The following is a 19393-nucleotide window of genomic DNA, read 5'->3' on the forward strand; positions in this document are numbered from 1 at the left end:
CAAATCGCGTTTCAAAATGCGGTAAACACCTGCGCGAAAATCGGCGAATCAAAGCCGCTTATATATTATTGTAGGGAATCGAGAAAAAAACTGTCTGCCCGACACGCCGGCTACTGTGTATATTTGACAAAAAAAGTGCCCGCTCATCGCACGCGGACACGCAAATTGCGGAAGATATATTATAATATAAAAAATAAATAATTGACAGAGTTTATATTTATAATATATTTAATTTTCATGAAGAAAATTTTAACCGAAGAATATACAAAAGAAAGTATCGATTATTTGAATAACGCCGACTTGAAGAAAAGAAAAAATCTCGGGCAGTATTTTACTCCGAAATCTATAAGAGAATTGCTACTTTCAAAATTGCCAAAAAAAGATAACGCCGATATTCTCGACCCAGCATGCGGAAGCGGAGAATTTTTGCTTTCATGCGAAAAATATTTTAAAAATCCAAATCTTAACGGTTTTGAAATCGATAAAAATTTAGTTAATATCGCTTCAAAATTGCTAAAAAATTCTAAAAATAATTCCAATATAAAAAATATAGACACTTTGAATATTGACGCAAACGATAATAAAAATAAATACGATTATGTTATAGGAAATCCGCCTTATTTTGAAATCAAATTAAACGAAAAACTTAAAGCTAAACATTCCGACATAATCAAAGGAAGATTAAATATTTTTTCATTATTTATAAAAATCGGTTTGGAATTGCTAAAAGACGGCGGTTATTTGGCTTATGTAGTTCCGCCTTCGATGAATAACGGCGCTTATTTTTCAAAACTGCGGGAATATATAATTAAAAATTCGAGCTTGGAATATTTGCATATAATTGACGGAGCTGATAATTTTCATTCGGCTAATCAAAAAGTCATGCTTATAATACTAAAAAAAACTAATTCAAAAAAATCGAGCAAATATATTTTTGAAAAAAACGGAATTACAATTTTTACGGAAGATAAAAAATTTTTGAATGACGCTTATAAAAATACGGTTTGTCTGAAAGAAATCGGCTATGGAGTAAAAACGGGTTCTATAGTTTGGAACGAGCATAAAGAAAAATTGACTAAAGATAAAAATAATTCCATCCTTTTAATTTGGGCTTCGAATATTATAAGCGGAAAAATAATTATTCCAAACTCAAAAAATAAACCGCAATATATAAAAAATATTCCGAATAATTTGATAATGCGAAGTAGGGTAGTTGTCGTAAACAGAATAACGGGTTCATTAAAAGATATAAATATAAAATCGGCAATAGTTGACGAAAAAGAATTTGTCTGCGAAAATCATGTTAATGTGATTTATCCTCTAAAAAATGCAAATCCCAATTATTCTTTGGAAGATATTTTAAACGCTTTGCAGGACGAAGTTAATATAAAAGTGATGAGACTTATTAGCGGAAATACTCAAGTGTCTAAAACCGAATTGGAAAAACTTCTTCCAATTAAAAAAGTCGATTAAAAAAATTATAAATTGACAATAATTATTATTTGTATATAATTTGAATATTAGATAGTTTATAAGAGTTTTTATGAAAGCGAGGGAAATTATAAGAATTTTAGAAAAAGACGGATGGATTAGGATAAAATCGGGAAACGGACATTTACAATTTAAGCATCACGTAAAAAGAGGAAGAGTTACAGTTCCCTATCATAGCAACCATGATTTATCTAAAAAGACTTTGAAAAGTATTTTTATACAAGCAAAATTAGATTTATAAATTAAGGAAAATTAATTATGAATGGAAAAGTTTACGCTTATATTTCGGACATAGTAAAATCAAAATCAGGCTACAATATATTATTTTACGACTTCCCTGGATGCGTAAGCGCGGGAAAAACTTTGGAAGAAACTATAAAAAACGGAAAAATAGCCTTGCAAATGCATATAGAAGGAATGATTGAAGATAAAGAAAAAATACCGAAACCTTCTTCCCTTGAAAAAATTATTAAAGAAGATAAAGACAGTAAACCTGAAGTGAGAATATTAATAGAATTGGAAAAACTTCTTCCGATTAAAAAGAATTAATAAAATTATTTCAATATTTACAAATGTATCAAAAATGATACTGTTATAATAATGAAAAGCGTAAATAAAAACATAAATACAAAAACAAATCCTATAGGTTCTAATTTTATCGAGTATTTGGCTGAAGAAGGAATTTTGGAAGAATGCTTGGCTTTATCTTCAAAAGAATTAATAGTTTATCAATTAAAAGAGATAATGGAAGAAGAAGCGATAACTAAACAGGAATTAGCAAACAGAATGCATACGAGCAGAGCGGCAATTAACAGATTATTAGACGAAAATAATCAATCGGTAACTTTGGATACTTTGGAAAAAGCGGCTAAATTCTTAAATAAAAAACTAATTATTAAATTTGTATAATTAAAAAATATAAAATAAAATTTAATTTTCAATAAACCACCCGTAGCCTCTCTTTAAATCCCGCACCCAAATTCAAAAAATCTTCCAATTCTATATCCCCGTAAGCGTCTATTAAAATATATTCGTTTTGTGTTTTAGTCAAAAATTGCAAAATCTCTTTATCGCATTCTATCAAATAAAAAGCATCTTCGCATTTATATAGTTTCCCATCAAAAATAGTTTCGATTTTTTTATCGAGAGTTTTTCCGTTCGTTAGCGCCATATTTATTATTATATCCATATTGTTTAATGTTCTTTGACTTATAAGTTCGAGCGATTTTTCTTCGTTCATTATAATTTCGGGTTTATCCGACAAAGTAAAAACCTTAAAGCCTGCGCCATTGGATTTAATTATTTTCTTTGACGCTCTTTTTACTCTTTCTATCGTAATATCGCTAATTGCGGGATTATCGCTTTTAAGTTCGTTTTTACAAAAATCATAAGCGCTCTTGCTTTTTCTTCTTTTATCTCTTCGTCAATTTGCACAAGTATGAATTGTCTATTTCCTCCGTCTTCTTCGTTTAATTCCATTACCGCCTGCGCGGTCGTTCCGCTTCCCGCGAAAAAGTCAAGGATTATGTCGGCTTCCGTATTGTCATTGCTACCATTGTCATTGCGAGCCGATTTATCGGCGTGGCAATCTATTTCTTTGGATTGCCGCACTTCGTTCGCAATGACGGTCGGTTCTGCAACTTTCAACGCTTTTGGGAATTCTTCTTTTATAACGCCGTTTGTTTTTTCATTTTTATTAGTGGAAGTTGAAAGTTGCAAAAGTATTTTTATTAAATTTATAGGTTTTGGAAAAGAAAAAGGAATTGATAATTCTTTAACTTCGTCTGTTCCTTTATCATTGACAAATTCGGATTTCATTAAATCAAAACTTGTTGCTGATAATTTTTCGTCTTTATCAACCATTTCATTTGTTCCAACTTGAAACTCCTTGTTTATATAATTTCTAACTCTTAAGCTATTTTTTGTCTCAACTACTATTCCTAACTCAATAGCTTTTTTCATCCTCTCTTTAGTCCAAAGCCAACGCCTACGATTTCCATTTGAATCGATTGGGCTAAATATTTTTCCATTAAATTCGACATCATAATCTCCACCGCTTGAATATCCTTGAGTGGCTGAAGCAAGAATTGGACTTGTATCATTTTTAAAAAATTTACCTATACTATCGCAAAAAATTTCTTTATTAAAATCTCTATTTATAACAGAATGAAAACTATATGATTTATCTTTAGAATAAATTAAAATATAATCGTGATTTATACCTACATATTTTTCTTGAGCTGGTCTCTGTGCAGAAGTTAATCGTGGAATTGAAGCCACAAAATTATCTTCCCCAAAAATTTCATCGCATAAAATCTTTAAATTCGCCTGTTCGTTGTCGTCAATGCTAATAAAAATTACGCCATCCTCTTTAAGAAGGTCGCGGGCAAGTTTGAGTCGCGGGAGCATAAAAGAGAGCCAGCCGCTATGAGTTCTGCTGCTTTGAATATTCTTAAAAAATCGCAAGTTTTCGCTTTCGATTTCCTCTCCGTTTTCGTCAATTTCAATCAGTCCGACTTCGCGCAAAATCGCTTTATAATCTTCTCTAAAATTGTCGGGATAAATAAAATTATCGTTTGCCGTATTGTAGGGCGGGTCGATATAAATCATTTTAATTTTTTCGCTATATGCGGATTTTAGAATTTTAAGAGCGTCAAGATTATCGCCGCGGATTATTATATTTTTCGGATTGTCATTGTGAGATTTTGCGTAGCAATCTTTTTTATCGTCATTGCGAGCCGATTTATCGGCGTGGCAATCTATTTCTTTGGATTGCTTCACTTCGTTCGCAATGACTGTATTTTTTCCATTGTCATCGCCGAGACTACTGTCCGACTTTGGCGAGGCGTCCCTTTGGGAAACCCCTTGCATTATTTCATTATTGGTAATGACATTAGAATAAATTTCATCCAGTCTCAATTCTTTATTGCAAGGAAAACTATACATAGCGTTAGAAAGTCCTTTTCCCGTCCAAGTAAGTTCATAACCAGAAATGTCAGCTTTTTTATCAATTCCCAAAAGTAAAGAAATCGCTTTCAAATCCGCTTTGCCGTCTTTAATCGTTTGCGGAAAATTAGATTTTAGATTTTCAAAAAATTTGTTTTTTGCCGAGTTGTCTAAAATTTTGACGCCGTTTTTTATCGCTTTACTTTTTTCTATCATTTGCCGTCTCCTTCTTTCATAGCTTTTTGTATCGATTCGAATAAACTTTCTTTATTTATTCTCGTATTGTAAATTACTTTTATATTTTGTCCGCTCGATTTAAGATTATTTTCAAGGCATTCAAAAAATCTTCTCGCGTAATTAATCTTTTGAAGTTCGTCCGAAGGAATGTCGCTTTCTCTATTATAGCCTTTGGTTTCGCAGACGAAAAATATTTTTTGATTATTTTTATTTTTAAGCAAATATGCAAAATCGGGTTCGTATTCTTTATAAGGAGTAGGAATTTTAAATTTTGGAAGTTTCGCAAATACTTCTATAGTTTTGTCGCCGACTTCTCTGTTTTCTTCCAAAATCACTTTTTCTTCGATTGTAGAATCCCAAACGGCTTTCTCGTAAAGATAATTTTCGCTCGGAAATTTATCTTTGCTAATATATCTGCCCAGTTTATGTTTTTCTATCGTTTCTTTAGGAGTTCCATCCTTATAATATAAAATGTCGTTTTCTATAAACGAAGAGTTTGAAAAAGAATTTTCCGAAAAATCGTAATTTACCGACAAAAGCAAATTTTTATGCAACTCTTCTTTGATTATATATTTAAGAGTTTCAAAAGCTTTTTTAGGCGAATTGATAAAATTTTGTTTATCGAGTTTATTGTAAATTTCTATCAATAATTTTATCGGAATTCCTTCGTCCTTTGAAAAATCCAAAATTAGTTTTTCTATTTTAAATATTTGCGAATAATTTTTTACTCCCAGAGATTTAACTTCTTCCGTGATTATTTTATTATTTTTCGCGTCATAAACTTTTTTCTCGTAAATTATAGTTTCTTTTTCAATTTTCGTTCGATTAAAATTTTTGACGATTTCGTTTATAAGATTTTCTTTATTTATATTATTGTAAGTTATAATCGCTTTTTTATTTATAGTTTGCCATAATTCCCTGAATTCTTTAGCCAAATTCGTTCTTATTTTAATTTTTTCCCGCTTTTCGTTCGAGTTTATCACTTGCGAATGTTTATTGGAAGGTTCTTTAAATATTTTCAATACTTCTTCAAATTTATCTTTCAACAAATCTTTTATCTTTTGATTTTCTATAATTCCATCGTAAATAGAAGAGACGATTTTATAATTGTCGTTATCTTCGTCAAATTCAACCAATCCCAAATCTTCCAGAGTCATTGTAAATCCGTTGACTTCTCTTTGATTGAATCCTAATTTTATTAAACTTTCTCTATCCAAAATATCGCCGCCAAAAGTAAAACTTCCGTCAATAATTTCTTTTTGCAGTCCTTCGATAAATCCGCGTTCTTCTCCGCTTATAATCATATCCAGATAATTTATATCAAAAAAATTATTGTCGTTATAATTCAAATATTTATGGTTTATTCTTTTTCCGTCTTCGTTTACGCAAATTCTCAAACCGCGTCCGACTTGCTGATGTCTGCTCGTATCGGAACTCGAGTTTGCAAGTTTTGTGAGAGTAAAAATATTAGGATTATCCCATCCTTCCTGCAATGCCCAAACGCTGAATATAAATCTTAAAGGAGTTTCAAAAGATAAAAGTTTTTCCTTTTCTTCCAAAATTATTTTTACTCCGCTCGCTTCTTTATCTTCTTTATTTTTAATATCTCCGCTAAAATAACCCTGATGAACTTTCAAATTATTTTCTTTATCGAAGTCTTTTTGCAAATAAGCTCTATATTCTTCGCTTAAATTTTGTTTTAAGATTTTCGCTCTTTTTAATTTATATAATCTTTCAAATTCTTCTTTAATAAAAGGTTTCTCTCCTCTAAAATCTTCAATATTTGGAATAAAAAATAAACTCAAAGCTTTAATATTTTCTTCAAAAAGTTTTTCTTCTTTTTCAAAATGCAAATCGATTGCCTTGCTCAATAAATTTGTAATTTCGTTATTTTCAAGTCTGTAAGATTTTTGTTTTTCTATAGTCTCTCCGTTGCTTAAATAAACTTTATCTTGCGAAATTTTATTTAAAGAAATTCCTCTATATTTTGAATGCAGTTTTCCCAAATCTTCGCCTATAAAAATATTGGTTCGTTTTTCTATTCCCGCGACAAAATAAGAAAATGTTGCGGACTTTTCTTTTACTCTCGCGTTAATCGTATTTATATTTGTCGAAATAAGATAAGGACTTTGATTGTCGGCGCTTATCGTATGCACTCTTATCTGCTTGACTAAATAATTTCTAAACGCGCTTATAGAATCAAGACAATATGCCACATTTGAAAGCTCGAAGTCTTTTTCTTTAGGGAAAGTCGCTCCGAAACGAAAATAAAGAGAGTTGATTTTATTAAAATATTTATTGAAAGCCTCACCCTTTAATAAATGCGGTTCGTCTATTATTGAAATCGGTTTTAATTCGGCAATATTTTCAAAAACGCTTTTTGTATTAAATAAACTTTCGCTGTTTCTATTAAGTATCGATAGCTTTTTATCCATAGCGCTATTTGTAAGAATAAGAACGCTTAATTCTTCCGTATTTTTAATATAATGATTGATAATCGCTCCAAGACTTTTGCTATCGGTATAAGTATAAGTTTTAAGATGCTTTTTATATTGATTAAAAAAATAATCTTTCGTAAGTTTAATATTTTGTTTAACCGTTTCCAAAATCGCTTTTCTCGGAACGAATATAATAAATTTATTTTGTTTATAAATTTTATTCATTTCAAAAATAAGATTTAGATAGGTAAATGTTTTTCCAGTCCCAGTTTCCATTAAAATATCTATATTCAGTTTATCACTTAAGGCAAAGTTAAAAATGTTCGGATTTTCTTTTTGAAAAGTATAAAAAATTTCTTTAAGATTATTTGCATCGTGTTTTTTAAAATCAAAATCTTTCAAAAGATTAATTATATTGTTTATGCAATCTTGTTGATAATCCTGTCTCTCAAAAATCATTTAATAACCTTTAGTAAAATTAGAATTTAATTCACTTATTAAAATTTGTCAATACTTTAATTTTTACCTATTGACTTTAATATAATCAATAATATAATAATTAATCATTACGATATAACAAGCTATATATTTATTGGAGTAATTATGAAATCAAAATTATTTATTTCTCGGTTAATTTTCGTTTTAGTTTTGGGTTTTATAGCGTCTTGCGGCGATACTATGCCGTTAAAAGAATATAAGGACGCTTCGAGTTTGAGGGAAAAAGCTATTAAATACGAATTGCAAGATTATTCAAAAGAGCAGTTTGAAATAGCGGAATCAAACTTTTCGGAAGCGGTTATACTTATAGACGAAAATAATAGCAAAGAAGCTAAAAAACTTGCGGGCTTGCTAACTACGGCGTCAAACTCTTATCAAACCGTATTGGAAGAAGGACTTCCAAAATATGCCGAAATCTTAAAAGAAGAAATCGATTTGGAAAGAGAATATTCAAAAGATATAAAGGCTTATAAAATCGACAAAGAAAGTTATGAGCTTGCCGAATTGAATTATATTAACGGCGTTGAAGCTTTGGGTTCTAATAATTATGAGGATGCGGTTAATTATTTCTTACAGGCGAAAAAGTTTCATAATAAAGCTTATTTTTCCACTAAAGGAATATTTGACGAAAGTTCTAAAAGTATAAAAGCGGCGGACGAAAACATTAAAAAGATGGAAGAATTAGAAAAATCTTCTTCTTCTAAAAATAATAATTAATTAGATTTAAAATTTATCAAACAGGAGTAATTAGCAATGAAAAAAGTATTATTTTTATTTATCTTTTCCTTATCATATTTGGGACTCTATGGGCAGTCAATAGACGAAGATTACGATTTGGCTAAAAAATATAGAGAATTGGCGATTGAAGCGCATGAAGCGGGAGATTATGAACAGAGTATAGAATTTGCCGAAAAGAGCAGAGAATATTCGGACAGATTTATATCAAAATACGGACTTTACGGTTATGTTTTAGACAGCCAAATTGATGCCGAAAGAAAATTAAATTTATTCAAAGGAATTGGCGGAGAGACGAACGAAAAAACTTCAAATCTTTATAGTTTATCGGTAGAAGATATGGAATCCGCTCATAATATATTTAATTCAGCCACTAATGATACGGATTACAGTAATACTATAGCTAAATATCAAGATTCTTCTTTAAAATCTCAATTAGGATTTGATTTAATTTCAATAGATTTAAGAAGAGAATATTTAATATCCGAGTCGATTTTAACCAACGGAGACGATAACGATAAAGAAATTTTAGATTTGCAAAACGGCGCTTATTCATATTTGGGTGAGGAAGATTATATTAACGCTTCAAGAACGGCGGCTTCTGCGGTTGGAATATTGGATAGATTAGAAGCTCCGTTATCTTACGCTAAAGCTGAAGCGGCTTTAAATAAGGCTAAAGAAAACGGTTATGATACTTCAAAATCAAATATGTATAACGAGGCTTCGCAGTCTTTGACTAATGCCGATGAATATTTGAAAGCGGAAGATTATTCAAATTCTTTGTTGCATTCAAAAAATGTAATAATTTTGGCTAATTTAATGGGAGTAGGAGATTCAAAAGATTTTGCTACTGTCGAAGAAACGGAAATATTTATGGGCGAATTTCCGCTATATTATATAGTAGTTGAAAGAACTAAAAATACAGATTCTTTATGGCTTATTGCTTCTTACGATTTTATTTATGGAGACGGAAATTTATGGAGAAAAATCTACGAAGCGAATAAAGATAAAATAAAGAACCCTGATATTATAAGAAAAGGGCAGATTTTGACTATACCGAGTCTTAAAGGAGAAAAACGAGAAGGAACTTATAAATCTAATAAGACTTACGGAAATATAAAAGATATAAAAGAATAATTTTATTAGTAAACATAATAAATGTATAGGATATTGATTTTTATTCTTTTATAGCCGATAATATAATACGGTATTTAATCATTATGGCATTAATTATATAATTATTGGAGCGATTATGAAATTAAGATTGTTGATTTTTCAGTTGATTTTTGTTTTGGTTTTTGTAGTGTCTTGCGGCGGAAGTATGCCATTGAAAGAATATGAAGCGACTTCAAGTTTGAGAGAAAAAGCCGTTAAATATGAATTGAAAGATTATTCAAAAGAACAATTTGATATAGCCGAAGCTAATTTTTCAGAGGCTTCAATAATTATAGATGAAAATAATACTAAAGAGGCAAAAAAAGCGAGAACTTTGTTAAATACGGCGTCCGATTCTTATCAAACCGCATTAAACGATGGACTTCCTAAATATGCCGAAGTATTGAAAAAAGAAGTAGAATTGGAAAGAGAATCTTCCAGAGATATAAAGGCTTATAAAATCGATAAAGATAATTATGAGCTTGCGGAATTAAATTATATCAACGGAATGGAATCTTTAAATAAAAATAATTACGAGGATGCGGTTAATTATTTTTTAGAGGCGAAAAGTTTGCATAATAAGGCTTATTCTTCGACTAAAGGAATGTTTGACGAGAGCGCTAAAAATATAGAAGAAGCGGAACAAAAGATTAAAGAAATTGAAGAGCTGGAAAAGTCTTATTGATTTGTAGAATTTATAAAAACAGGAGTAATTGAATGAAAAAAGTATTATCTTTATTGATTTCTTCTTTATCATATATAGGAATAGTTAGAAAACCAGCGACTTTTTTATTTTCTTTACTGTTGTTTTCGTCTTTAAGCATAATCGCTTCGGAAAAATACGGGCAATCTGTAAACGAAGATTATAGAATGGCTCAAAGATATAAAGAACTGGCTATAGAAGCGCATAAAGAAGGAGATTATGAACGAAGTATAGGATTTGCTAAAAAAAGTCAGGAACATTCGGATAAATATTTAGCTCCTTTATCCTACGCTAAAGCGGAAGCGATTTTAAGAAGGGCTAGAGAAAGAGGTTTCGATAAATCAAAATCCGACATATATAATCAGGCTTTGCAGTCTTTGACTAACGCGGACAGATATTTGAAAGCGGAAGATTATTCAAACTCTTTGACAAATTCAAAAAATGTAATATCTTTGGCTAATTTAATGGGAATATCGGAATTTGATTCTGCGGGAAGTAAAAATACTGTAGTCAGCGGAACATTTCCAAAATATTATAGAGTTGTAGAAAGAACTAAAAATACCGATTCTTTATGGCGTATAGCTTCTTACGATTTCATTTACGGAAAAGGACATTTATGGAGAAAAATATACGAAGCGAATAGAGATAAAATAAAAGACCCTAATATTATAAGAAAAGGACAAGTATTAACTATTCCGAGTATAAAAGGAGAGCAGAGAGAAGGAACTTATAATCCGAATAATACTTACGGAAATATAAAAAGGTAATTTTATTAATATTAATATTTAAGGCAGGATAATATAATGATAAAAAAATTAAAAATAATTTTGATTGCGGTTTTGTCGATAGCGGTTTTTACTACCGTTCTTATTGCTCAAAAGCCAAGAACTTCAAACGAACATTTATTTATAGAAACGGATTTTGGAACGATAGAAATAACTTTTTTCCCCGATAAAGCGCCAAAACATGTGGAAGCGATTAAAAAATTGGCAAACGAAGGCTTTTATAACGGAACGCTTTTTCATCGAGTTATTCCGGGCTTTATGATTCAAGGAGGAGACCCTTTAAGCAAACAGCCGAATCGAGCTTTGCATGGAACGGGCGGACCGAATTTTGTCATTCCCGCGGAGTTTAACGATATTTCGCATAAAAGAGGAATTTGTTCTATGGCGAGGAGTCAAAGTATAAATAGCGCTGGCTCGCAATTCTTTATTTGCGTTGCGGATTCCACTTTTTTAGATGGACAATATACGGTTTGGGGCGAAGTTGTAAGCGGAATGGATGCGGTTGATAAAATAGTTAATTTAAAAAGAGATAGAAACGATAATCCCTTAGAACCTGCAAAAATGAATAGAGTTTATGTGAAAACGGTTAATTAATTTTAGAGTGATTTATGAGCGAGCATTTATTTATAGAAACGGATTTTGGAACGATAGAAATAAAATTTTTCCCCGATAAAGCGCCAAAGCATGTGGAAGCGATTAAAAAATTAGCAAACGAAGGATTTTATGACGGAACGCTTTTCCATAGAGTAATACCGAATTTTATGATTCAAGGAGGCGACCCTTTAAGCAAACAATTTAATCGGGCTTTGCATGGAACGGGCGGTCCAGATTTTAATATTCCAGCGGAGTTTAACGATGTTTCGCATAAAAGAGGAATTTGTTCTATGGCAAGAAGTCAGCATAAAGATAGCGCTGGTTCGCAGTTCTTTATTTGCGTTGCAGATTCCGCTTTTTTAGACGGACAATATACAGTTTGGGGCGAGGTTGTAAACGGAATGGACGCGGCAGATAAAATTGTAGCGCTTCAGAGGGACCATAATGATAATCCGATAAAACCCGCTAAAATGAATAAAGTATATGTGAAAGAAATTTAATAATCGCTCAAAATATTTTTATTTTTATTTATTCTAATAAACTAACAAAATTAAAAATTGCTTGAAAATTTATCAAAATTTATTATTATATATATAGAGATTTTATTTATTAGTTTGGGTAAAATAATTGTATAAAAAAAATATTGACAGCAAAGAATACGAAGGTCCCGTAGCCTCATACTTAAAGAAGATAGGAGAGATTCGCAGGCTTTCAAAAGAAGAAGAATTGGATTTATGGCAGCGACTCGAAGCATGCAGAGAGGAGCGGGAAACTTTGGAAGAAGACGATGAAAGAATTTTTTCGCTCGATAAAGAAATTGATTCGATTCAAAATAAATTGGTAAAATCAAATCTCAGACTCGTAGTCAGCGTGGCAAAAAAATATTTTAACAGCGGAATTCCTTTTATAGACATAATAGACGAGGGAAATATAGGACTCATAGAAGCGGTTAAAAGATTCGAATATAGAAAAGGATTCAAATTTTCAACTTACGGAGTATGGTGGATAAAGCAAAGCATAATGAAAGAAATAACGAGCAAAAAATATATGATTCGTTTTCCAATGCATATAACGAGATTAATCAAAAAAAATATTCAAGTGTCTAAATATCTGGCTCAAAAATTAAATAGAGAACCGACTACCGAAGAGATTGCAAAAGAAATGAAAATAGACAGAAAAACATTGGATTCGGTAATGATGTTTAATCAGGATATGTCGAGTATAGACGCTTTTTATAGGGATTCAGAAAATATAAATATTAATCAGTATATAGAAGATAAAAAATCTCCTTATCCTCATCAAAGAGCGTTTAGAGAAAGTTTGAAAGAAACGATTACCGAAGCGCTTAAATTACTTAACGAAAAAGAAAGAAAGATAATTATTTTAAGATTCGGTTTATACGGAAAAGAGCCTAAAACTTTGGAAGATACGGGAAAAGAATTGAATATTACTCGGGAGAGAGTTCGTCAGATACAGATAAAGGCGTTAAAAAAATTATCCGATATTGATTTGTCGAAAGAACTTGAAAATTTTTTACGAGATTAAAATTTTTGATAAAATAATTTTTTATTTATCCGATTAATTAATAAAATATAATAAACAAATTCAAAAATAGGATGTAAATATGCCAAACGAAATCAAAGCGAAATTAAAACCCGTTATAATAATTTTAATACTTATCGTTGTATTGGTTGCGGGATTTCTTATCACAAGAAGCGTTCTTAATAGTAAAAATATTTCTTTTTTAAATTTTGAATCGACTAACGGAATTGACAGCAATAATTTTAATAACGATATTTCCGAAGAAGCTACGGATTTGGACGATATATTTGGAGAGAATTTAACAAAAGAAGAGAAAGATTTTTTATCCACAAATAATACGATAACTTTATCCGACACGAACGCTATTACTAATATTATCGAAACGAATTCTTTTATTCCATTGGATGATAACGGAATATACGAAGTGAATACTAATAATATTCCAGATATTCGCCCCGCAAAACCTAAAGTTAATACTTTCCCAAAAACGGATTCGCCTTATGTTTACGACAATACTTCCATAGCGCCTGCAACGGAAACGGTAAATCCTCAAAATCAAAATGTTAGAATAAGCTCTTTTATCATAAATTATAACGACAGATTTACGGCATCGAGAAATAATCCTTTATTAATCACATTGGCTATAAAAACTCCTCCGCAGGGAAGATTCGCGAGAATAAGAGTTTACGCAAGAAGAATAGACGATAACTATAATATTTTAAGTAGAGATTTAATATTTTCTTTGCCAAAAATATATGTTATAGACGGGCAGACTCAAACTCAATTCTATTTTGCGGGAAGAACTTCATCAACTTCGGGCGCTAATTATTTGCCAAGAGGCAGATATATATTATACGCAGAAGCTGAAATTACGGATGCAAACGGCAGAAGCGTTGGAAAAACGGGAAGATATCCTTTACCAAGATGGAATTATATAATAACTTTAAGATAATAATATTTTTTATAATGACAAATATTGTAAAAGTCCCGATATAAAAATATTGGGGCTTTTATTTATTAAATCATTTATATTTTTGAATCGTTATAATTTTCCAAATCTATTATAGCTTTTAAAATCATATCTTTATCGATTTTGTATGGACTTACATTCAAATCTTTTGCTGCAATAGCTCCTTCCAAAGCAGAATTTAATTCTTTATTATTAAAACTTATATCTTCTTTTCCATTTATTATGCCTATATCTTTTATAGAAGTCGGCAAACCTAAAGATTTATTGAAATTAAAAACTTTATTTATATCGTCATTTTTATTGTCTAAAGTAAGAAGCAGTAATGTTCCGTAAGCTACTATCTCTCCATGAAATAATTTTTCCGATACCGATTTAATTTTAGTTAATCCGTTATACATAGCATGAGCGAGAGATATATGATAATCGTCTTTCATGGTAACCGAAGTTAAACCAGTGGTATATATTATATGTAGAATTATTCTATTTAATATATCGCTTGATTTTTTATTTCTAAAATCATTTAAAGATTTAACGGCATATTTAATAATATCGTTTGAGCAGTTTTTTATGATTTGATATCCAAGAAAATTATTATAATCCAAATCTTCGTTTCTTATTGAAAATTCCGTTTCGTATTGTTTGGACGCAGCGTCTCCCATTCCAGCTATAAAATATCTTTCGGGCGAATTTAATATTATATTAGAATCTATAAAAGTGTGAATTGGAGGTCTTTTTTGATGAAATAAATTTTTAAAAAAACCGTCCGCGTTATACATAACCGATAAACTCGTGACAGAAGCGCAATTCGATGCAAGAGTGGGAAAAGCGAATATAGGTTTATTTATCAAATCGGCTAAAGTTTTTGAAGTATCGAGAGATTTTCCTCCTCCTACGGCAAATATTATATCGGCTTCTTTAACTTCGTTTTTATTTTTTAGAATATCGACATTTTCGTAGCTTGCGACTCCTCCATAATGCAATATTCCGTTTATTTTTATATTTCCTGCATTTTTTATAATGCCGTCTTTTGATACGGAAATAGATTTTTCTCCGCCAATAATAACTGCCTTTTTACCGTAGTTCGAGCATATTTCTTCAATATTTTTATACGCGTCAGTTCCTATTGAATAGTTCGGCAAAAATAAATTATTAACATTCATTAAATTATCTCCAAATTTTAGTTTCGTAATTATATTTTATTTTATATAAATTGTCAAAATAAATTTTAGTCGTTGACTTTAAAGATAAATTATAATAGAATAATTTTAAATTGTGGCGGGGATGTAGCTCAGTTTGGGAGAGCATCACGCTGGCAGCGTGAGGGTCGTGGGTTCGAACCCCATCATCTCCAGCTAAATATTATAATTGAATAAATATATAATCGTGTATTTCCGATAATATTCATATAATAAACGATAATTTTAATAGATAAATAAAAATAATCGGAGGCATTATGGCGGATTTAGAACGAGAGCCTATAGAACCTATCGAAAGAGAAGATTTAGAAGATGAAGAAATTGACGAAGGAACTACCAATTTGGTTACTTTTAGACTTGGAAGCGGAGAATACGCTATAGATATTATGCAGGCTAAAGAAATAATCAAAATGGAAAAAATTACGCTTATACCAAACGCTCCTTACTTTGTGGAAGGCGTGATAAATTTGAGAGGAAATATTATTCCGATTATAGATTTGAAAAAGAGATTCAATTTGGAAGAATCCGAAGGCGATAAAAATACTGGAATCATAATTGCAAAAATAGAAGATGTAGATATGGGAATAATGATTGATTCAGTTTCAAAAGTTGTTTCAATGCCGAATTCGGATATTCAGCCTCCTCCGTCTATGCTTCAAGGAATAGGGCAGAGATATATAAAAGGCGTTGGAAAAATGGAAGATAAATTACTTGTCGTTTTGGATTTAGACAAATTATTTACAAACGAAGAAGACGACAGCGCAAGCGATGAAGAAGAAACAGAAGATTAATCCGCTTTTATTACTTTATTTTCGCTTATTATTATATCCAATATTTCATCGTTATTATTTTTTGGGAGATTTGGAAGAATCTGATAATCGTAAGCCAAACCGATTCTCAAAGCTTTTTTATTTAATTTCAAAATATTATCGTAATATCCTTTTCCGAATCCGAGTCTGTTGCAATATTCGTCAAAAGCCAAAGCGGGAATTATAAACATAGAAATTTCTTTTATAGAAGAATCTTTGCAATAATCGAAAGGTTCGCCGTTTCCGAATTTCGTATTTCGATTTATATCTTTTTCGTAGTCTTTTATATATTTTAATTTCATTTTATGTTCGTCCACAATATAAGGAATCGAAACCTTTATATTATTCTTTATCGCGTAATTGATTATATTTTTTGTGGAAACTTCGTTATTGAAATCTATATATACGCAAATGGAATCGAATTTTTTTAGATTTACTATTTTCAAAAATTTTTTATAAATTATAGCGCTTTTCTTTTCTACAAAATCGGAATTTAAATTACTTCTTATGCTTTTGAATAGAGTTCTTATTTTATTTTTTTCTTTTATTATAGTTTCGGGCATTCGTTCCAATCTTTATTTTTCATTTTTAATCATTTTCAATCTTAATTTTTAATCAATGAAATAAATATTTAAGAAAAATTTTCTTCTTTATATTCTATCAATATTTCCTGCAATAATTTATCTCTTATTATTTGGTCTATAATTTTTTGAGAAGCTGGTCCAATATCTATAAATTGAACGGCAAAACCTTTAGGCAAATCTGGTTTTTTATTGTCATCGTTTACCCATACGACTTTCGCTTCCGTAAATAATTTGAAATCCTTAAAAGAGATTGTCAAACCGAGCATATCGCCTTTATCGGGAATGCTTGTGTCGGAACTTATATAAGCTCCGTTTCCGCTAATAGATAAAATATTTCTGTCTATTGAATTTTTGCTTTTATCTTTATAACTTATTATAACATGCAAGGGCCAGTTGACTCTCGAATATTGTCTTCTTTTTCCTTCGCCTATATTTTCTATATACTGTTTGATGCTTGAAACTATATGAGAGATGTCGATTTGTTTTGGAAATATTAAGGCGTTATCGTATTTTTTTTCGTCGTCTGCGCCGTTTTCGGATTCTATAATTACTAATTTTATTTGAGGATTTATCTCTTTTATTTTGTCGGCGAAAAATTTTACGCTGTCTTCGTTGTTTTTTGTGGTTCTTACGACATAGAAATAAATACTTAAATTATTTTCTATGATATAAGCCAAAGACGAATTGGTATCGTTAAACACGGTTATATCGAACGACTCTCGCAACGGATTCTTATACTTCGTTAATATAGAAGGCTCGTTTTCTATTAATACTCCTTTGATTCTCTCCATTTTTTTACTCCTTAAATAAAATATATATCTATTAATATAACATATTTATATATTTATTCAAGAGCATAAAGGAACTTTTTTATTAATTATTCGTCTAATTATATAAACAAAAATTAAAGGATTATACTATGTCAAAAATATTTTCAATTATTTTTTCTTCGTTATTTTTATTTTCTTGTTCTCCAGGGTTTTATCATATCGCTCGTAAACCGCCGCGTATTCATTTTGACGGTATATTGAATATAATAATAAAAATATTAATAATAGTCGTTTTGGTATTGCTAATAAAAAATTTATACGATAAAAATAAAAAAGATAAAAAAGAATAATGAAAATAATTTAATTTATAAATCATGCAAAAATTTGTAGCTCTTATAATAAGAAAGCCTACCGCCGTAGTAGTAATTATATTCGCGTTATTTATTATAGGTTTTGTAAGCGCATCCAAATTGGAAGTTAATTATTTGCCAGATATGGAAATTCCTATTATAAGCGTAAAAACTAAATATCATAACGCTGGTCCCGAAGAAGTAGAAAAATCAATAACTCGAACTATAGAGGGAGTCGTATCTTCGGTTAATAATGTCAAAACTATAAAATCAAAATCCAAAGAATCGGAATCGAATGTTGAAATAGAATTTAACTGGGGAACGGATTTAAGAACTGCCGCGGACGATATAAGAGAAGCGATTGACATGATTAGAAACGATTTGCCTGACGACGCGGATAATCCTAATATTTCTAAATTTTCATCGGATTCTACGCCAATAATGGAAATAGCTTTTTTCGGTTCGGATAATTTAGGATATTTATACGATTTGGTTGACGATAAAATATTGACAGGGTTAAATCAAATAGACGGAGTAGGGCAGACGGAAATTCGCGGCGGACTAAAAAGAACAGTTTGCGTAGACGCGGATTTAAATAGATTAAACGCTTATTCAATCAATATAAACGATATAATTAAAGCGATTGAAAACGATAATAAAAATATTTTCTGTGGCGAAACTTACGAAGGAGTTTATAAATACGGAATAAGAGCTACGGGAGAGTTTAAAGACATAAAAGATATAGAGGATGTTGTAGTAGTCGTAAAAGACAATATTTTTCCCGTGAGAGTGAGAGATATTGCGCATGTTTATAAATCGTTTGATAACGAAGCCGAAATTGTTCGCATAAACGGAAATAAAGCTTTAACTGTGGCGATAACTAAAGAGTCGGACGGAAATATAATAAAAATAGCGAGAGATATTGAAAATAAACTTAAAAACATTAATTTGCCGAGCGGAGTTTATTATAAAATATTGTTCGACAGTTCAGAGACGATAAAAAATTCAATTAAAAATGTGGCAAACGCGATTTGGCAGGGAGCTTTATTTTCAATAATAGTTCTTATGATTTATTTATGGGATATAAAAAGCGTATCAATAATAGGAATATCGATTCCAATTTCCGTAATAACGACTTTTATATTAATGTATTTTTTCGATATAACTATAAATATAATTTCGCTTTCTGGTTTGGTATTAGGAGTAGGAATGATGGTTGATAATTCCATCGTGGTTTTGGAAAATATTTTTTATTATTCGTCAAAATTAAAAAAAGAAAATAATTTATCTATTTCAAATAAAAATCAAAAATATTATAAATATTATAAAATAAAACAAAATTTCAAATCGGCAATTTTAGGTTCGAGCGAAGTTTCTCTTGCAATAACCGCTTCCACTTTAACGAGCGTATGCGTATTTTTGCCTTTTTTATTCGTCAAAGGACAGATAGGGCAGATGTTTAACGATTTATGTTTGACGGTTTCAATATCGCTTTTAACTTCTTTATTTGTTGCGATAACTATAGTTCCTTTACTCGCTTCAAGATTAATTTCTTTGGAAAGCGAAAATAATAAAAATAATAAAAATAAA

The 19393-nt window shown here is 30.3% G+C and carries 21 protein-coding genes and 1 tRNA gene; 16 read left to right on the top strand and 6 right to left on the bottom strand.

Translation table 11 applies throughout. From position 1 onward, the window contains the following. The first annotated feature begins 237 nt into the window (after window positions 1-237). The 4 genes from ACR0QS_RS03145 (at window position 238) to ACR0QS_RS03160 (ending at window position 2400) form a co-directional block, all read left to right on the top strand. Entirely contained in the window at window positions 238-1473 is a 1236-nt protein-coding gene (locus ACR0QS_RS03145) for an HsdM family class I SAM-dependent methyltransferase (protein WP_432631999.1), read from the top strand. 70 nt (window positions 1474-1543) lie between these two features. Beyond that, window positions 1544-1732 (top strand): type II toxin-antitoxin system HicA family toxin, encoded by a 189-nt coding sequence (locus ACR0QS_RS03150; protein WP_432632000.1) that lies wholly within the window; start codon window positions 1544-1546, stop codon window positions 1730-1732. Window positions 1733-1749: 17 nt separating this feature from the next. Next, window positions 1750-2040 carry a type II toxin-antitoxin system HicB family antitoxin gene (locus ACR0QS_RS03155; RefSeq protein ID WP_432632001.1) on the top strand — a complete coding sequence of 97 codons (291 nt, stop codon included), beginning with the start codon at window positions 1750-1752 and terminating at the stop codon, window positions 2038-2040. Between the two features lie 51 nt (window positions 2041-2091). Beyond that, entirely contained in the window at window positions 2092-2400 is a 309-nt protein-coding gene (locus ACR0QS_RS03160; protein ID WP_432632002.1) for a helix-turn-helix domain-containing protein, read from the top strand. Window positions 2401-2428: 28 nt separating this feature from the next. On the opposite strand, the gene ACR0QS_RS03165 is transcribed toward ACR0QS_RS03160, so the two are convergent. The 3 genes from ACR0QS_RS03165 to ACR0QS_RS03175 all read right to left on the bottom strand — a co-directional run bounded on the left by ACR0QS_RS03165 (window position 2429) and on the right by ACR0QS_RS03175 (window position 7571). Then, the gene (locus ACR0QS_RS03165) at window positions 2429-2755 is read right to left on the bottom strand and encodes a hypothetical protein (RefSeq protein WP_432632003.1); all 327 of its coding nucleotides are present in this window, start codon (window positions 2753-2755) and stop codon (window positions 2429-2431) included. Window positions 2756-2820: 65 nt separating this feature from the next. After that, the gene (locus ACR0QS_RS03170; RefSeq protein WP_432632004.1) at window positions 2821-4653 is read right to left on the bottom strand and encodes a site-specific DNA-methyltransferase; all 1833 of its coding nucleotides are present in this window, start codon (window positions 4651-4653) and stop codon (window positions 2821-2823) included. Continuing rightward, entirely contained in the window at window positions 4650-7571 is a 2922-nt protein-coding gene (locus tag ACR0QS_RS03175) for a DEAD/DEAH box helicase family protein (protein ID WP_432632005.1), read from the bottom strand. The genes ACR0QS_RS03170 and ACR0QS_RS03175 overlap by 4 nt, the downstream gene beginning before the upstream one ends. Before the next feature lie 144 nt (window positions 7572-7715). Here ACR0QS_RS03175 and ACR0QS_RS03180 point away from each other — a divergent pair, with 144 nt between their 5' ends. From ACR0QS_RS03180 to ACR0QS_RS03215, 8 genes are all read left to right on the top strand, one after another. Further along, the gene (locus tag ACR0QS_RS03180; RefSeq protein WP_432632006.1) at window positions 7716-8327 is read left to right on the top strand and encodes a hypothetical protein; all 612 of its coding nucleotides are present in this window, start codon (window positions 7716-7718) and stop codon (window positions 8325-8327) included. A gap of 36 nt (window positions 8328-8363) precedes the next feature. After that, window positions 8364-9482, top strand: a complete 1119-nt coding sequence (locus tag ACR0QS_RS03185; RefSeq protein ID WP_432632007.1) for a LysM peptidoglycan-binding domain-containing protein — start codon at window positions 8364-8366, stop codon at window positions 9480-9482. Window positions 9483-9597: 115 nt separating this feature from the next. Beyond that, entirely contained in the window at window positions 9598-10185 is a 588-nt protein-coding gene (locus tag ACR0QS_RS03190) for a hypothetical protein (RefSeq protein ID WP_432632008.1), read from the top strand. 32 nt (window positions 10186-10217) lie between these two features. Continuing rightward, window positions 10218-10970, top strand: a complete 753-nt coding sequence (locus tag ACR0QS_RS03195; protein ID WP_432632009.1) for a LysM peptidoglycan-binding domain-containing protein — start codon at window positions 10218-10220, stop codon at window positions 10968-10970. 36 nt (window positions 10971-11006) lie between these two features. Then, on the top strand, window positions 11007-11582 hold the full coding sequence (locus ACR0QS_RS03200) for a peptidylprolyl isomerase (protein ID WP_432632010.1): 576 nt from the start codon (window positions 11007-11009) through the stop codon (window positions 11580-11582). Window positions 11583-11596: 14 nt separating this feature from the next. Then, window positions 11597-12082: a peptidylprolyl isomerase gene (locus tag ACR0QS_RS03205; protein WP_432632011.1), complete on the top strand. Its 486-nt coding sequence runs from the start codon at window positions 11597-11599 to the stop codon at window positions 12080-12082. A 127-nt stretch (window positions 12083-12209) separates the two neighbouring features. Further along, the gene (locus ACR0QS_RS03210; protein WP_432632012.1) at window positions 12210-13127 is read left to right on the top strand and encodes a sigma-70 family RNA polymerase sigma factor; all 918 of its coding nucleotides are present in this window, start codon (window positions 12210-12212) and stop codon (window positions 13125-13127) included. A 79-nt stretch (window positions 13128-13206) separates the two neighbouring features. Next, window positions 13207-14076: a hypothetical protein gene (locus ACR0QS_RS03215; RefSeq protein WP_432632013.1), complete on the top strand. Its 870-nt coding sequence runs from the start codon at window positions 13207-13209 to the stop codon at window positions 14074-14076. A gap of 74 nt (window positions 14077-14150) precedes the next feature. Here the strand turns inward: ACR0QS_RS03215 and ACR0QS_RS03220 are convergent, their stop codons facing one another. Continuing rightward, entirely contained in the window at window positions 14151-15254 is a 1104-nt protein-coding gene (locus ACR0QS_RS03220; RefSeq protein ID WP_432632014.1) for an iron-containing alcohol dehydrogenase family protein, read from the bottom strand. Between the two features lie 117 nt (window positions 15255-15371). On the opposite strand from ACR0QS_RS03220, the gene ACR0QS_RS03225 reads away from it, so the two are divergent. Then, window positions 15372-15445: transfer RNA gene (locus ACR0QS_RS03225), tRNA-Ala, on the top strand. A gap of 102 nt (window positions 15446-15547) precedes the next feature. Next, on the top strand, window positions 15548-16081 hold the full coding sequence (locus ACR0QS_RS03230) for a chemotaxis protein CheW (RefSeq protein WP_432632015.1): 534 nt from the start codon (window positions 15548-15550) through the stop codon (window positions 16079-16081). Here ACR0QS_RS03230 and ACR0QS_RS03235 read toward each other — a convergent pair. Then, window positions 16078-16662 (bottom strand): 5-formyltetrahydrofolate cyclo-ligase, encoded by a 585-nt coding sequence (locus tag ACR0QS_RS03235; protein WP_432632016.1) that lies wholly within the window; start codon window positions 16660-16662, stop codon window positions 16078-16080. The genes ACR0QS_RS03230 and ACR0QS_RS03235 overlap by 4 nt on opposite strands. A gap of 68 nt (window positions 16663-16730) precedes the next feature. Further along, the gene (locus ACR0QS_RS03240; protein ID WP_432632017.1) at window positions 16731-17474 is read right to left on the bottom strand and encodes a PilZ domain-containing protein; all 744 of its coding nucleotides are present in this window, start codon (window positions 17472-17474) and stop codon (window positions 16731-16733) included. Between the two features lie 128 nt (window positions 17475-17602). Here ACR0QS_RS03240 and ACR0QS_RS03245 point away from each other — a divergent pair, with 128 nt between their 5' ends. Both ACR0QS_RS03245 and ACR0QS_RS03250 read left to right on the top strand, forming a co-directional pair. Next, window positions 17603-17803 carry a hypothetical protein gene (locus ACR0QS_RS03245; protein ID WP_432632018.1) on the top strand — a complete coding sequence of 67 codons (201 nt, stop codon included), beginning with the start codon at window positions 17603-17605 and terminating at the stop codon, window positions 17801-17803. A 24-nt stretch (window positions 17804-17827) separates the two neighbouring features. Then, the coding region (locus ACR0QS_RS03250; protein ID WP_432632019.1) for an efflux RND transporter permease subunit at window positions 17828-19393 on the top strand (1566 nt) is incomplete at its 3' end.

The organism is Brachyspira sp., assembly GCF_050873525.1.
In the GTDB taxonomy this organism is placed as follows: Bacteria; Spirochaetota; Brachyspiria; order Brachyspirales; family Brachyspiraceae; genus Brachyspira.

Coding starts and splice junctions, on each gene's coding strand:
- ACR0QS_RS03145 (WP_432631999.1), top strand. CDS start 238: ATGAAGAAAATTTTAACCGAAGAATATACAAAAGAAAGTATCGATTAT.
- ACR0QS_RS03150 (WP_432632000.1), top strand. CDS start 1,544: ATGAAAGCGAGGGAAATTATAAGAATTTTAGAAAAAGACGGATGGATT.
- ACR0QS_RS03155 (WP_432632001.1), top strand. CDS start 1,750: ATGAATGGAAAAGTTTACGCTTATATTTCGGACATAGTAAAATCAAAA.
- ACR0QS_RS03160 (WP_432632002.1), top strand. CDS start 2,092: ATGAAAAGCGTAAATAAAAACATAAATACAAAAACAAATCCTATAGGT.
- ACR0QS_RS03170 (WP_432632004.1), bottom strand. CDS start 4,653: ATGATAGAAAAAAGTAAAGCGATAAAAAACGGCGTCAAAATTTTAGAC.
- ACR0QS_RS03175 (WP_432632005.1), bottom strand. CDS start 7,571: ATGATTTTTGAGAGACAGGATTATCAACAAGATTGCATAAACAATATA.
- ACR0QS_RS03180 (WP_432632006.1), top strand. CDS start 7,716: ATGAAATCAAAATTATTTATTTCTCGGTTAATTTTCGTTTTAGTTTTG.
- ACR0QS_RS03185 (WP_432632007.1), top strand. CDS start 8,364: ATGAAAAAAGTATTATTTTTATTTATCTTTTCCTTATCATATTTGGGA.
- ACR0QS_RS03190 (WP_432632008.1), top strand. CDS start 9,598: ATGAAATTAAGATTGTTGATTTTTCAGTTGATTTTTGTTTTGGTTTTT.
- ACR0QS_RS03195 (WP_432632009.1), top strand. CDS start 10,218: ATGAAAAAAGTATTATCTTTATTGATTTCTTCTTTATCATATATAGGA.
- ACR0QS_RS03200 (WP_432632010.1), top strand. CDS start 11,007: ATGATAAAAAAATTAAAAATAATTTTGATTGCGGTTTTGTCGATAGCG.
- ACR0QS_RS03205 (WP_432632011.1), top strand. CDS start 11,597: ATGAGCGAGCATTTATTTATAGAAACGGATTTTGGAACGATAGAAATA.
- ACR0QS_RS03215 (WP_432632013.1), top strand. CDS start 13,207: ATGCCAAACGAAATCAAAGCGAAATTAAAACCCGTTATAATAATTTTA.
- ACR0QS_RS03220 (WP_432632014.1), bottom strand. CDS start 15,254: ATGAATGTTAATAATTTATTTTTGCCGAACTATTCAATAGGAACTGAC.
- ACR0QS_RS03230 (WP_432632015.1), top strand. CDS start 15,548: ATGGCGGATTTAGAACGAGAGCCTATAGAACCTATCGAAAGAGAAGAT.
- ACR0QS_RS03235 (WP_432632016.1), bottom strand. CDS start 16,662: ATGCCCGAAACTATAATAAAAGAAAAAAATAAAATAAGAACTCTATTC.
- ACR0QS_RS03240 (WP_432632017.1), bottom strand. CDS start 17,474: ATGGAGAGAATCAAAGGAGTATTAATAGAAAACGAGCCTTCTATATTA.
- ACR0QS_RS03245 (WP_432632018.1), top strand. CDS start 17,603: ATGTCAAAAATATTTTCAATTATTTTTTCTTCGTTATTTTTATTTTCT.